The 13,517-nt window shown below is 42.8% G+C and carries 13 protein-coding genes; 8 read left to right on the top strand and 5 right to left on the bottom strand.

Annotation, left to right across the window (positions count from 1 at the left end):
- The first annotated feature begins 32 nt into the window (after nucleotides 1-32).
- The 3 genes from pyrF to AC5WJX_RS04615 are packed head-to-tail and all read left to right on the top strand — an operon-like array spanning nucleotide 33 to nucleotide 3,086.
- Nucleotides 33-863 carry an orotidine-5'-phosphate decarboxylase gene (gene pyrF, locus AC5WJX_RS04625; RefSeq protein ID WP_494483552.1) on the top strand — a complete coding sequence of 277 codons (831 nt, stop codon included), beginning with the start codon at nucleotides 33-35 and terminating at the stop codon, nucleotides 861-863.
- A complete protein-coding gene (locus tag AC5WJX_RS04620) occupies nucleotides 860-1,762 on the top strand; it encodes a DMT family transporter (protein WP_440430455.1) in 903 nt (300 codons plus the stop codon). The genes pyrF and AC5WJX_RS04620 overlap by 4 nt, the downstream gene beginning before the upstream one ends.
- A gap of 40 nt (nucleotides 1,763-1,802) precedes the next feature.
- Nucleotides 1,803-3,086: a DUF2851 family protein gene (locus AC5WJX_RS04615; protein WP_494483551.1), complete on the top strand. Its 1,284-nt coding sequence runs from the start codon at nucleotides 1,803-1,805 to the stop codon at nucleotides 3,084-3,086.
- 126 nt (nucleotides 3,087-3,212) lie between these two features.
- On the opposite strand, the gene AC5WJX_RS04610 is transcribed toward AC5WJX_RS04615, so the two are convergent.
- Nucleotides 3,213-3,653 (bottom strand): GreA/GreB family elongation factor, encoded by a 441-nt coding sequence (locus AC5WJX_RS04610; protein WP_440430457.1) that lies wholly within the window; start codon nucleotides 3,651-3,653, stop codon nucleotides 3,213-3,215.
- 483 nt (nucleotides 3,654-4,136) lie between these two features.
- Here AC5WJX_RS04610 and AC5WJX_RS04605 point away from each other — a divergent pair, with 483 nt between their 5' ends.
- From AC5WJX_RS04605 to AC5WJX_RS04585, 5 genes are all read left to right on the top strand, one after another.
- The gene (locus AC5WJX_RS04605; protein WP_440430458.1) at nucleotides 4,137-4,358 is read left to right on the top strand and encodes a PspC domain-containing protein; all 222 of its coding nucleotides are present in this window, start codon (nucleotides 4,137-4,139) and stop codon (nucleotides 4,356-4,358) included.
- Between the two features lie 75 nt (nucleotides 4,359-4,433).
- On the top strand, nucleotides 4,434-7,085 hold the full coding sequence (locus tag AC5WJX_RS04600) for an FtsK/SpoIIIE family DNA translocase (protein ID WP_494483550.1): 2,652 nt from the start codon (nucleotides 4,434-4,436) through the stop codon (nucleotides 7,083-7,085).
- Between the two features lies 1 nt (nucleotide 7,086).
- Nucleotides 7,087-7,737: an outer membrane lipoprotein periplasmic chaperone LolA1 gene (gene lolA1 / locus AC5WJX_RS04595; RefSeq protein ID WP_494483549.1), complete on the top strand. Its 651-nt coding sequence runs from the start codon at nucleotides 7,087-7,089 to the stop codon at nucleotides 7,735-7,737.
- A gap of 18 nt (nucleotides 7,738-7,755) precedes the next feature.
- Nucleotides 7,756-8,517, top strand: a complete 762-nt coding sequence (locus AC5WJX_RS04590) for an MBL fold metallo-hydrolase (protein ID WP_440430461.1) — start codon at nucleotides 7,756-7,758, stop codon at nucleotides 8,515-8,517.
- 47 nt (nucleotides 8,518-8,564) lie between these two features.
- Nucleotides 8,565-9,176, top strand: a complete 612-nt coding sequence (locus AC5WJX_RS04585) for an OmpA family protein (protein ID WP_494483548.1) — start codon at nucleotides 8,565-8,567, stop codon at nucleotides 9,174-9,176.
- A 5-nt stretch (nucleotides 9,177-9,181) separates the two neighbouring features.
- Here the strand turns inward: AC5WJX_RS04585 and AC5WJX_RS04580 are convergent, their stop codons facing one another.
- From AC5WJX_RS04580 to AC5WJX_RS04565, 4 genes are read right to left on the bottom strand one after another with little or no spacing between them, the layout of a single operon-like run.
- A complete protein-coding gene (locus AC5WJX_RS04580; RefSeq protein WP_440430463.1) occupies nucleotides 9,182-9,601 on the bottom strand; it encodes a response regulator in 420 nt (139 codons plus the stop codon).
- Entirely contained in the window at nucleotides 9,585-10,670 is a 1,086-nt protein-coding gene (locus AC5WJX_RS04575) for a hybrid sensor histidine kinase/response regulator (RefSeq protein WP_494483547.1), read from the bottom strand. Before AC5WJX_RS04575 ends, AC5WJX_RS04580 begins: the two co-directional genes overlap by 17 nt.
- Nucleotides 10,671-10,684: 14 nt before the next feature.
- The gene (locus AC5WJX_RS04570) at nucleotides 10,685-12,829 is read right to left on the bottom strand and encodes a sensor histidine kinase (protein WP_494483546.1); all 2,145 of its coding nucleotides are present in this window, start codon (nucleotides 12,827-12,829) and stop codon (nucleotides 10,685-10,687) included.
- Nucleotides 12,822-13,517, bottom strand: coding sequence for a hypothetical protein (locus tag AC5WJX_RS04565; protein ID WP_440430466.1), 696 nt, complete (start codon nucleotides 13,515-13,517; stop codon nucleotides 12,822-12,824). Before AC5WJX_RS04565 ends, AC5WJX_RS04570 begins: the two co-directional genes overlap by 8 nt.

The raw sequence follows: 13,517 nt of genomic DNA, 5'->3' as shown, positions 1-13,517 counted from the left end.
AAATTGTCATATTTGTGCCCAAAATACCTCATATGAATAAAGATCAACTATTTGAGCAGATAAAAATTAAGAAATCTTTTTTGTGCATTGGCCTTGATCCGGCACTTGAAAAGCTTCCTAAACATTTATTAAAGTACGAAAATCCTGTACTAACGTTCAATAAAGAGATCATTGATGCTACTAAAGATTTGTGTGTAGCTTACAAGCCAAATACTGCTTTTTATGAGTGTATGGGTTTAAAAGGCTGGGAAACACTGATTGAAACCTGGAAATATATTCCCCAGGATATCTTTAGTATTGCCGACGCGAAAAGAGGCGACATCGGTAACACTTCTGCCATGTATGCTGAAGCATTTTTTAATCTGGCACAATCAGGGATGAGTTTCGATGCGATTACGGTTGCTCCTTATATGGGAAAGGACTCCGTAGAACCTTTCCTAAAATTTGAAGACAAGTGGGTGATTTTGCTCGCGCTAACATCTAATAGCGGCAGTAATGATTTCCAGCAGCAACAGGCGGCAGAAGGGAAGCTATATGAAAATGTGCTTCAAACCGCCTCAACATGGGCCAATAGCGAACAAATGATGTACGTTGTGGGTGCAACTAAGGGTGCTGAATTTAAGAACGTGCGCAAATACGCGCCAGATAATTTCCTGCTTGTTCCTGGTGTTGGTGCACAGGGAGGAAGCTTGGATGAAGTCTGCGAAAACGGTCTTAACGATCAGTGTGGATTGCTTATAAACTCGTCCAGAGGTATTATATACGCCGGTGATGGTGAAGATTTCGCCGAAAAGGCCCGTGAGGAAGCACTAAAACTTCAAATTGAAATGGAAGCATGGCTGCGCCGTGCCAATATCCTATGATCTCTACAAAATTAGATGTCAAACTGGCATTTGCGATGCTCGGTGTTGCGGTGATTTGGGGAACTACCTACCTCGGTATCCGCATTGCCGTACACAGCATACCGCCTTGGTTTGTTACAGCGATACGCCAGAGTGCCGCTTCCATTATTTTGCTTGTCTATCTGCTGCAACGAAAGGAACTGGCCTGGATAAGCTGGGCACATGCGCGGCGACAAATGTTGCTTTCCATATTAATGATTGTCGTAGCAAATGGCTTCACAACGGTTGCGGAAAAGAACATCTCCTCGGGCCTTGCCTCACTGCTCAATTCTCTTTCACCCTTATTCGTCTTTGTCGGCAGCGTCATGGTCGGCATCCAAAAACCGTCCGCAAAGGGAATTGCAGGCGTAATACTCGGTCTTCTGGGCATTGCGTTTATTTTCCGCGATGGCTTAAAAGATCTGCTTGATCCCGACTACCGCCAAGGCATTATGATCATGGGCTTTGCGGTTACCGGCTGGTCCATTGGCACCATTTACATCAAAAAACACACGCATAAAACGCCAAATATCTTCCTGGATCTATTCTATCAATTTGCCTTCTCTGCCTTAGTTCAGCTCCTGCTTGCCTTTGTCTTTTCGGGTGATACGGATTTCCGGACCTGGGAAATACAAGGTTTAGCCGCCGTGTTATACCTCGGGGTGTTTGGCTCGGTAATCGGATTTTTCTGCTACCATTATGTTCTGAAAAGGGTAACTGCCATTCAAGCCAGCATACTCTCTTACTTTAACACCATTATTGCGATCTTCCTTGGATGGTTAATTCTAAATGAAGAGATCACCATTGATCTACTATTTGCAACAGCTTTAATCATCACCGGTGTGTTTATTACAAATTACACCAGGAGGGAAAATAATTAACCTTGTAAATAATTAATTCTTTTCAGTTAAGTTTACCTTTATGGATTTAAAGGAAGACTTTCTAAGCTTTATCTGGCAGTTCAGGCAATATGCCGCACAGAACCTGGCCACAACAGCAGGTGAGCTGCTGCAGGTGTTACAGGTCGGGCAACCGAACAAACACGCTGGACCTGATTTCTTTAATGCGAAAATCATCGTGGCAGGTACCACCTGGAGTGGAAACGTGGAGATACATGTCCGATCTTCGGAGTGGAATGGCCACGGTCATGAACAGGACCAGGCCTACAATAACGTGATTTTACATGTTGTGCTTGAAAATGATCTACCGGTAAAACGTGCCGATGGATCCTTTATGCCTACCCTCGAACTCAAATCCATCTTTCACCAGCATATTCTAGAGAACTATAATGGTTTGGTAGAGGTACGTCGTCCCTTTCCCTGTTATGCACAAATGGGATCTGTGGATCAACTTGTAATGCAAGGTGCCTTTTCAAGAGCCTTAGTAGAGCGAATGGAATTTAAGTCGCGGGAAGTTCAGGACAAATTAACACACCATAAAGGCGATTGGGAAGCTACATTCAACTTCTTTCTGGCAAGAAGTTTTGGCTTCAAAGTAAATTCGCTTCCTTTTGAATTACTGGCTACATCTTTTGATATGCAGCTTTATTCCAAATACCGCGATGCCCCGCTTCAAACCGAAGCACTAATCTTTGGACAAGCAGGATTTTTAAATCGTCCCTTCTCCGATCCATACCCGGCACAACTGCGCAGGGAGTACCTGTTTTTGAAGCAGAAACTGAATCTTCAGCCGATAGAGCAATCCCTATGGAAGTTTTTAAGAATGCGACCCACAGGTTTCCCTACGGTACGTATAGCCCAATTTGCGGCCTTAATGAACCGGTCCGAACATTTGTTTTCAAAAGTGCTGCATGGCGGCGATCTCGATTATATGAAAAGTATTTTTATCCAGCTTCCAATACATTCCTATTGGCATGGACATTATCATTTTGAAAAGCAGGCACCTGCCTTTGTGCCGCAGTTGGGTATGGCTTCGATTGAAAGTATCATCATCAATGCAGTTTGCCTGATCATGTTCAGCTATGGTCGCCTAATGGATCAGGAACACTACATGAATAAAGCCTTGCATTTTCTGGAGCAGCTGGCACCAGAGAACAACCATATATTGCGGCAGTATAAGACTGCCGGTGTGAAAATCGAATCGGCGTTCGCCTCGCAAGCCATACTTCAGCTTAATAGAAATTACTGCAGCAAGATGCGATGTTTGCAGTGTGGGATCGGCGTATCAATCTTGAAAAAGGTGTAGACCAGCAATCCTGTTATCGTGGGGTTGACAAGGGGTTAACAGGGGGTTGACAAGGGGTTGACAAGGCTAAAACCTTGTTAACCCCTTGTCAACCCCCTGTGAATACCTCGGGAATATCGAATCTTGTTATATTCGGGAATTGAGTTGGGTCGCCTGCTTAGCACCAGCGGTCAAATTGCTCAACTGGCTTGCGTTTTTCACCTCTAACACTTTAAAGGTTCTTAATCCATTAGGCATTTCCCATTGTATCTCGGCACCTGTTCTGTAGCCGAAAAGTGCTATGCCAATGGGTACATAAATTGATAGTTTCCCTTCCCGCATATTCGCCTGATTTGGGTTTACCAGCTGGTAGTTGAACTCCTGTCCAGTTTCCATGTCTTTGAACCGCACTTCAGAATATAAAGTGATCACATCTTCAGGCAGTTCTTCAGATTTTAGGACGATGGCATTTTTCAACTCGTCTTTTAGCTTAAGCTGATTGAATGCGGATAGGTTTGTGCTTGATTTTAGGTGTGTTTTTAGAAGGTCCAGGTTTTTCCTGGAAATCATCAAAGGTTCCTTTTTCATAAGATTTTAGATTAATAATTTTCGGACAGCAGCTGTCCGGTTTGCAAATGAATATTTGTGGTACAGCAAAACTTAGCCATAACAAAAATGCTTGAGTATGTACCCCAAGCCAGGTTGTGTTAAGGCCGGGGTTTACTTAATAAAGTCTTTACTGCTTTTAAGAAATGAGTCACCTAAACCGTGCTTTAGGACAAGTACACGGCAGTACATAGCCAGGGCCATGCGCAGGGATTGCGCATAGTGTAAGGTATCTGGGATATATAGCTTTTCTGGTCTCACAAATGCCAAGATAAGGGATAAAGTTTTAAAAAGCGAATTTTAAAACGGAAATGTGCTTATAATCAGGTTTATACCAAATTTCAGCGCTCGCTTGTTTTCCCTTTATCTTACTTGAAAAGATAAATCTGGATGTTTGATGTTGGAATTATTTTTGTTAGATTTAATAAACCATGCAGGCGGACGTTAAGCATTAATAAGATCACAATGTTTCAAAAGCTCATTACCTTTTTTGAAAAACAAAGCTTTGGTGTTTGCACCTATCTTGCTGACAAACTTGACATGTCAATCAGCAAAATACGGCTATTCTTTATCTACGCTTCGTTCCTTGCTGTAGGATTTCCAATTGTTTTCTATGTGCTTGCTGCGATTGTCTTAGACATCAGGCATTACGTCAAGAAGATCAGGCTCAGGATTTGGGATCTATAGTTAATGTCTATATTAATTCCCCAGACATACAAGTATATCTTTTATATTTGTTGATCATATTACTTTTTACCTAAAATGGCGCAAAGGGCAAACCAATTTAAGTCTAATTCCTTCAAAAACGATTCTTCAAATAAGCAGTTTTCTAACCGGTTTGCTGGAGAGAAGAAGTCCCGCCTTAGTGTGCTGCCTTCACTTGATCTTCAGGATGGAAGGTTTATCAAGATCCTTGGACTGTTCTTCGTTGTACTTTCACTATATTTTTTGATTGCCTTTACCTCGTATCTGTTTACCTGGCAGGAAGATCAAAGCTATGTCATTGATGCAAATGGCGGTTGGGGTAACTTATTCAAGACTGCGGAAGAACTGAAAGTATCGAAAGCTGCTCCAATGGTACAGAACTGGCTTGGTAAGTTTGGCGCGTTGCTGTCACACCAATTTATCTATGAGTGGTTCGGCATCGCCTCATTCCTTTTTGTACTTGTTTTCTTTGTAATCGGCTACCGTTTGCTGTTCAAGGTTAAGATTTTCGGGCTTGAAAAAACCTTTGGTTACAGCTTGTTTTTTCTGCTGTTCATATCTTTAAGCCTTGGATTTGGTCATGCTTTCTTCGGCAATGCGCCTCATTACCTGGAAGGCGAATTTGGTTTTTGGACCAACGAATTGCTTACCGCTCAAATCGGGGTGGCAGGTGTTGCAGGTTTAATAGCCTTTTTAGCTTTATCAATTTTGATCATAGCATATAATATCGACTTCAAGATTCCGGAGCTTAAACGTCGCGCAAGTGATAAGGACGATAATGAACCTGAGGTGCCGGAAAATATAGGTCTGGAAGAAGAGCAACCTTCCAGACCTGTAGAATTCAACGTGAATACCAGTAGGGCACAGCAGACAAGAAGAGCAGAGAATGTGGTGATTAACCCTGAAAAGCCCAAACCGGCTTTTGAGCATGAGATCCTGCCCTCAGCTGCTACTGCCGCCACACTTGCTTCAAATACTTTTGCGCCCACAGCTGCTGCTGCTCCGTTGACAACAACGCTAGAGGCCAATACACCAATCGTGCTGTCTACGACTGTTGATAAGCCAGCCGCAATACGCCCAAACCTACAATTCGACAAGTCCACGGAGGAAGAACCTGACAAACCGGTTCCTCAACTTACGATAGAGAAAACAGAAGAGGAAAAGAAATCTGAACAGTTGGTTGAACAATTTGGAACTTATGATCCAACCTTAGACTTAGCAAGCTATAAATATCCTCACCTGGAACTATTGGAAAACTATGGCTCTAATAAGATTTCCGTTAACGCAGATGAGCTTGAAGCAAATAAGAACAAAATCGTTGAAACGCTTAACCATTACAATATCGAGATTGACAAGATAAAAGCCACCATCGGGCCGACAGTAACCTTGTACGAGATCATTCCGGCACCAGGTGTCCGTATTTCGAAGATCAAAAACCTGGAAGACGATATCGCTTTAAGTCTTGCCGCGCTTGGTATCAGGATCATCGCACCAATGCCGGGCAAAGGAACCATCGGTATTGAGGTGCCAAACATGCATCCGGAGATGGTTTCCATGAGAAGCATTCTGGCGACTGAAAAGTTTCAGACTACGACCATGGACTTGCCGATTGCTCTGGGGAAGACGATTTCCAATGAGGTATATATTGCAGATCTTTCGAAAATGCCACACTTACTGGTTGCCGGTGCTACCGGCCAAGGGAAGTCTGTGGGTATAAATGCCTTACTCGTATCTTTGCTATTTAAAAAACATCCATCCCAACTGAAGTTTGTGCTTGTGGATCCAAAGAAAGTGGAGTTGACCTTGTTTAATAAGATCGAACGTCACTTCCTTGCGAAATTGCCCGGAGAAGCGGATGCGATCATCACAGATACGAAGAAAGTAATTAATACGCTGAACTCCCTGTGTATTGAAATGGATCAGCGTTATGACTTGCTGAAAGATGCCCAGGTTCGTAATCTGAAAGAATATAATGACAAGTTTATTCGTAGAAAGCTGAATCCGAATAATGCACATCGATTCCTACCATACATTGTATTGGTGGTGGACGAGTTTGCCGATCTAATGATGACAGCCGGTAAAGAGGTGGAGACGCCTATTGCGAGGCTTGCACAGCTTGCCCGTGCCGTAGGTATACACCTGGTGCTTGCAACACAAAGACCTTCAGTAAACATCATTACCGGTACCATCAAGGCCAACTTCCCCGCTCGACTGGCATTCAGGGTACTTTCGAAGATCGACTCACGGACCATTCTGGACAGTGGTGGTGCAGATCAGTTGATTGGTAGGGGAGACATGCTGTTATCAACCGGGAACGATCTGATCAGGCTTCAATGTGCATTTGTAGACACGCCGGAGGTAGACCGCATCTCCGAGTTCATTGGAAATCAGCGTGGATATCCGGAGGCTTATCAGTTGCCGGAATACATTGATGAAGCTGCGGAAAACTCCAAATTGGAATTCAGCGCTTCGGAACGGGATGCTATGTTTGAGGATGCTGCAAGGCTGATCGTGATGCACCAGCAAGGCTCTACATCCTTGATCCAGCGGAAGCTTAAACTGGGTTACAACAGGGCGGGCCGGATCATTGATCAGTTAGAGGCTGCGGGCGTTGTCGGCCCGTTTGAAGGCAGTAAGGCCCGTGAAGTTTTACTTCCAGATGATTACGCTTTGGAACAGTTCTTGAACAACCTGGATAAAGAAAACTAATATGAAAAAACTTGTTGCGTTGCTGTTTGCCTTCAGCCTTATAATTGGTACAGTCTATGGGCAAACAGATCCGAAGGCAAAAGCAATCCTGGCAGAAGTAAGCAAGAAATACCGCTCATACAATATCATTAAGGCTGATTTTAGCTTTAGCGTTGACAATAAACAAAACAACTTCAAGCAATCTGAAAAAGGTACTTTATACGCAAAATCTAATAGTAAAAAGTATAAAGTTACCATGACTGAGCGTGACCTGATCAGCGATGGCAAGGTACAATGGACCTATCTGAAGAACGACGATGAGGTGCAGCTGAGCAATGCCGATAATTCAGAAGATGCGCTGAATCCCGCCAATGTTTTCACCATCTTCGAAAAAGGATTTAAATACATCTATAATGGCGAGCGCAAGGCAGGTGCTAAGGTTTACCAAATGATTGATTTGTCGCCGCTAGATGCGAAGAAGCCTTATTTTAAGATCAGGCTAAGCATTGATAAAGCTGCAAAGCAGCTCGCAAACGTTGTCATTTTTGATAAGAATAGTAGCACATACACCTATACGATAACCTCTTTTACGCCGAACGCCAAGGTTCCCGAATCTACTTTCACGTTCAACGCTAAAAACTATCCTGGTGTTGAAATTGTAGATTTAAGGTAACCAGCACAGCATCGTATTTTGAAAATCACCTTTTTAGGAACAGGAACTTCACAAGGCATACCCGTTATCACCTGTAGGTGCGCCGTTTGTACTTCTAAAGATTTTAAGGATAAGCGTTTGAGAACTTCAGTTTTAATTGAAACTGATGATAAAACAATTGTCATTGATAGCGGTCCGGATTTCAGGTATCAAATGCTTCGTGCGGAGGCTACTGACTTGGATGCCATTCTTTTTACCCATGAACATAAGGATCATGTAGCAGGGATGGATGATATCAGGCCATTCAACTATATGCTGCATAAGAATATCGATGTTTATGCGGCGCCTCGCGTGCAGGAAGCCTTGAAGCGCGAGTTTTCCTATATTTTTACCAACGTTCAGTATCTTGGACTACCGAGGATCAACCTCAACACGATTACAGATGCAGCTTTTCAAATTGGTGCAAGCACCATAGTTCCACTGAAGGTTATGCACTACAAGTTACCCATTCATGGCTTCAGAATTGGCGATTTTAGCTACATCACAGATGCCAAGACCATTCCGGAAGAAACCATGAAACAGCTTCAGGGTACCCGCGTATTGGTTGTAAATGCATTGCAGCACACGGATCATATTTCTCATTTCAACCTGCAAGAAGCACTTGAATTTGCCCGAACGGTTGGCGCTGAGCAAACGTATCTCACCCATGTGAGCCATAATTTGGGTCGGCATGAAGAAGTTGAGAAGGACCTGCCAGCCGGTGTGTCGCTCGCTTATGATACTCTAAGTATCTTTATTTAAAACAAAGAATATATTGCCACTGTTAAAAGTTTTAAAAGAAACTTACTATGGCATATTCTGAAAACAAACCCACAAGAAGTAATTGGCTGCTGATACTGATCGTATTGGTGATTGTAGCCCTGATTGCATTTTATTTCCTTAGAGGTAAAAGCAACCCCGAAGTTGTTGCTGAAGCAGCAAGTGATTCCAGCACCGTAGAAAGTGTGATCAATGCCAACTGGAGCGGTGTAGATCAGATGAACTTACCGATCGAAACCTATGATGAGCTTGAAGATGCAGATATTGAAGTACATGGAAATGCACAGTATGCAATTTATAGCATCTCCGAAGCTGTATTGTTTGACTCCGGTCAAAGTCAGCTAAAATCAGGTGCAGAAGCCAAGTTGGAAAGGGTTGCCAAATCTGCGAAAAAGCGGTATCCTGATACCGACATTAGAATCATTGGACATACTGATGCGAGTGGTGACCAGGCTTCCAATAAGCAACTTGCAGAAGCACGTGCTGAAGCCGTGAAGTCATGGCTTACCAGCGAAGGAGATGTTAAGGCAGAGCGAATCTCCATTAATCCGGTCGGCGAAGCGAAACCTGTGGCCACGAATGCGACCGCTGAAGGCAGGGAGCAAAACCGCCGGGTAGAAATTGCAATCAAGAAGAAATAAGTGATTTATCCTGGAAGGTGCTCTCGCACCACATCTAGTATGATCTTAGGCATCAGAGGCTTTTTCAGCAGTTGAACAACGTATGGATTAGCCTCTGCTCGCTGTATGTCACTAAAGTCAAGCGTTGAGGAAAGCATTGCAATGATACATACATCGATAAGATCTTTTGGCAATCTCTTGTACTGTTCCAGGAACTCAAATCCATTCATATCTGGCATCTGTATATCCAATAAGATGAAGTCAGGAAGCGATACCGGATTCGTCAGATGAGACTTCAGGTGGTTTAAAGCTTCTTCTCCGGATCTGCATACGATTATATCATCGAACAGTTTAGTGATTCGGACAACCTTTTCATTGATCTTTAAATCAATTTCATTGTCGTCAATTAGCATGACTACTTTTGGAGCGTTAATTGGTTTTACCATTAGGGATCGTGATTTTAAATGTCGTACCTACAGCTAAATCTGAAGTAACTTCGATTTTGCCATTGATCTTATTTAAGGCCTCTTTTACAATGAACAAGCCTAAACCACTTCCATGATGGTTCTTGCTTTTAAAGAACTGATTGAATATTTTTTCCAGATGTTCATTTAAGATACCAATACCATTGTCGCTGATCGTAATTTCAGCTCGTTGGCCATCTACGTCAATGTCAATATTCACATATTTATTTGGCTCCGTAGATTTCTGATATTTTATCGCATTATTGATTAGATTCCCAAGTATAACCTCGATCCGGAAAGCATCATTATAAAAAGGAACTGGTTGGTTGATGTTTACGTTGAACTCGGTTTCTTTATCGGAATAGGAGTATAGACTAATCAGGTCCTGCACCAGCCCCCTAAATTCAACTGGACTATGCTCCGCTACGTTCTTGTTGTTCTTGTAATACTGGAGTGTCTTCTGAATATAGAAATCAAGTTTATTTGAGCAGATTTCAATAAGGTTCCAATACTCTCCGCTTGAATTATAGAGCCCTTCCATCTTTACCAGGTTTACAATTCCGATGACCGATACCAATGGTGCACGAAGCTCGTGAGAGATACTGTAGATGAACCTGTTCAGTTCGTCATTGGTCTTTTCCAGTTCAGATATCTTGTTTCTAAGATCGATCTTACTCTTGTAAGCATCATAGGCATTCTTGATGGAATTGTGTAGCTCCAGATCACTCCAGGGCTTAGTGATGTAGCGGTAAACATCGCCGTGATTGATGGCATCAGCAAGGGCTTCAATATCAGTGTAGCCTGTCAGTAAAATCCGTATTGGGTCAGGATGAGAGTCTTTTATACTCTTGAAGAATTGAACGCCAGTTGTTTCCGGCATCTTTTGGTCGGCGATGATAACATTGACTTCTATGTTTTGCAGAATCTTCAGTCCTTCAGCTGCTGAGAGGGCCGTATAGATTTCATACTGCCGCCTGAAGCTTGCTTTGAAGGCTTGTAGATTGTGTTCTTCATCATCAATGTAAAGAACCTTGACAGACGGAGTATCCATGATAAATCCTTTTTCTAATTTACAGGCAATGTAATAATAAATTCAGTACCCTCGCCAACATTCGATAAAACATCGATGTTGCCCTGATGACTTTCAATTATTCTGAAAACAATAGACAGACCCAATCCTGTGCCTTCACCGACATCTTTGGTGGTAAAGAAAGGCTCAAATATTTTCTGCTTGGTTTCTTCAGTCATTCCAGAGCCAGTGTCTTTGATGCTGACCTTAACGGTACTACCATCCTGCCAGGTCCGTACTGCTATTTGTTCCTCCTCGCGTTGTTCTGATTTGTTTTTGATCGCATGGATACCATTAGAAATAATGTTCATGAAGACCTGGTTAATCTTACCCGGTAAACACTCCACCAATGGAATGTCGCCATATTCTTTTACGACCTTTAGATTTGAAGGAAAAGTGCTTCGAAGTAAAACAAACGTCGAATCAATTCCCTCATTCAGGTTAATTGGCTTGGTATCGCTTTCATCCAACCGGCTGAAATTCTTCAGACTTCTGATGATTTCCGCTGTTCTTTTCGCACCTTCATCAATGCCGGACAAAAGGCCTTTGATTTCCGTCTGCACAAAATCAAGGTCTATCTGTTTTTTGAACTTGTCAATACTGTCTAGTTGTTCCTTAACGTCGGCGTTCGGATCTAGTTTTTCGTATTTGGTGATGATCTCGTTCAGGTCATCAATATCGAGTTGAAGCGGTTTGATGTTGGCTGTAACGAAGTTAATTGGATTGTTGATTTCGTGGGCAATCCCCGCAGTAAGTTGACCCAGACCAGCCATCTTTTCCGATTCTACGAGTTGCGACTGCGCATCCTTCAGCTCGCTCAGGGTTTGCTCTAAGGCTTCATTAGACTGCTGCAACTCCAAGGTTCGTTCGTTCACCTTTTTCTCCAACTCAAAGTTCTGTTCTAAAATGAGTTTCTCATTTTCCAAAGATATCCTAAGTGCCTCTTCCTGTGAGGCCTCTTTCTCTTTTTTCAGGATGTTGATCTTGTCTGCTAAAGCAAAGGAGAGTAAAATCACTTCTAATGCTGAGCCAAAAGGCATCATGTTGTAAGTGACCGTGTTGTATGGGAGTATGTTATAATCTTTTAGTACAAATATGCATAAGCCAAGCAGAAACACTATCCAGGCCCGGATAAAGAACTTGGCAGACTTATAACCATTATTATAGGTCTTAAAGGCAATAACCAGCATGTAGATCGCAATAACCATTGCCGTGATTTGCAGTAGTTGGTAGGAGTACATGAGTTCTCCCATGACCATCAGCAACAATGCGATACCATAGGGAATGTAGAATAAGCTCAGCATTCTGTTATGCTTAGGCAGGATTTCTTTTGTATGTAGAAACTTGCGCATAAACTCCAGCGCAGTCAGCGCTCCTAGTGGTGTCAGGATATAAACCGCGTGGGTAGAAAGCCACATATTTCCTGGCCAGAGGTATTTGAATGGAAAACCCTGAAAGTTCGCCTGCAGCAAGCCTATAAAGAACAAATAAACAATGTAATAGAGGTAGGTCTCGTCCCGGGTAGATAAGTACAGAAAGAGATTGTAGACGAACATGACACAGATAATACCTGCATAAACACCGAAAATGATGTAAGCATCTGAGTTCTTTTGCTGTAAACTTGCCTCTGTTGATAAGGTAAGCGGCACCTGTAGCTGCTCCGATCCCGCTATCCTGATGTAAATGGTATTGATTTCCTTAGGATTAGCATGGAAAAGGAAGGTGCTGAAAGGGTTATCAAATTCCCTGTCATAATATGGCCGCCGATCGCCGATTTTTTCTTCTTTAACGAGCTGGCCATGCTGAGCTACCTGGTAGAAGTCTACAAAGTCCAGCGTTGGAAGTCTGATCTGTAGAGCTAATTGCTTTGCGTCTGTAAGATTTTGAACATGTAATTTCAGCCAGTAAGCATTGTGGTTGATGCCAAGATTAGGCACATCTGTTTCCAGCAGTTCGAAACCGTCTTCTTTGATAACCTCTTTTATGGTTAACTGCTGTTGCGGATCGGTAAGTAGATAAACCTTCTTGCCGAAGTTGTTAAGGGTTTTATCTTCATTTAATTGGATGATCTCCTGTCCGATGGCAGACCAGAGAAGGCCTACCATCAGATAAATAAATGAAAATAATGCTTTGCTATTCATAGTTGGGTATTACTAGATGATAGTCGACTTCTAATTCACCCCTTGGTCCAAGTTCCATCGTTTTCTGCGTTGGGTTAGTACGAAGGTCGAAAATCCGGTCTCTGTCGTATTCGTCAGCTGTTTCCAATGTTTCCGCATTCATTTTCCGTAGCACGCGTGCGATGTAGTTTTCATTAGGGTAAATAAACTCGCCTCCATTTCCAAGGGTATCTTCAACGATGAAGCCCACCTTTTTAACCATCGGTAGGGTATAGTCGGCACAAATGGTAAACAAAGATGATAAGTTAATTTGGTTTACAATTGCAATGCCGGCACGAACCAGTAAAATGCTCAGGCCAATTCCGGCAACACTTTTAGCGTTCCATAAGCCACAAAGCTCGCCTGTGCCATGCTCCGCATATGCATTTATAACCTTCTCTACATTTGGATCCATATAACCTACTGCGGATTCCACCGGCAGTTTATGAACGCCATCAGCAATGTGCACCCTTACACCGCCTACAATTACTCCGTCTTCATTTTCAGCAACCACGCCATGAACTGTAGGAAGGCTCATCCAGTCGCGATTATTGGTCGTGATATTCGTAATACCGTAGTCTACTAGTACCTGTACGTGTTCCTTCAGGTATTCTTCACAGGTTTCTGGATCATTGATGGCAGTAAAGGATCTGAATCTTATTTTTCTCAT

It is taken from the genome of Pedobacter sp. NEAU-ZC8, assembly GCF_059278965.1.
Note: the sequence above shows the minus strand (reverse complement) of the source record. Positions and strands in the feature narration are given on the sequence as shown.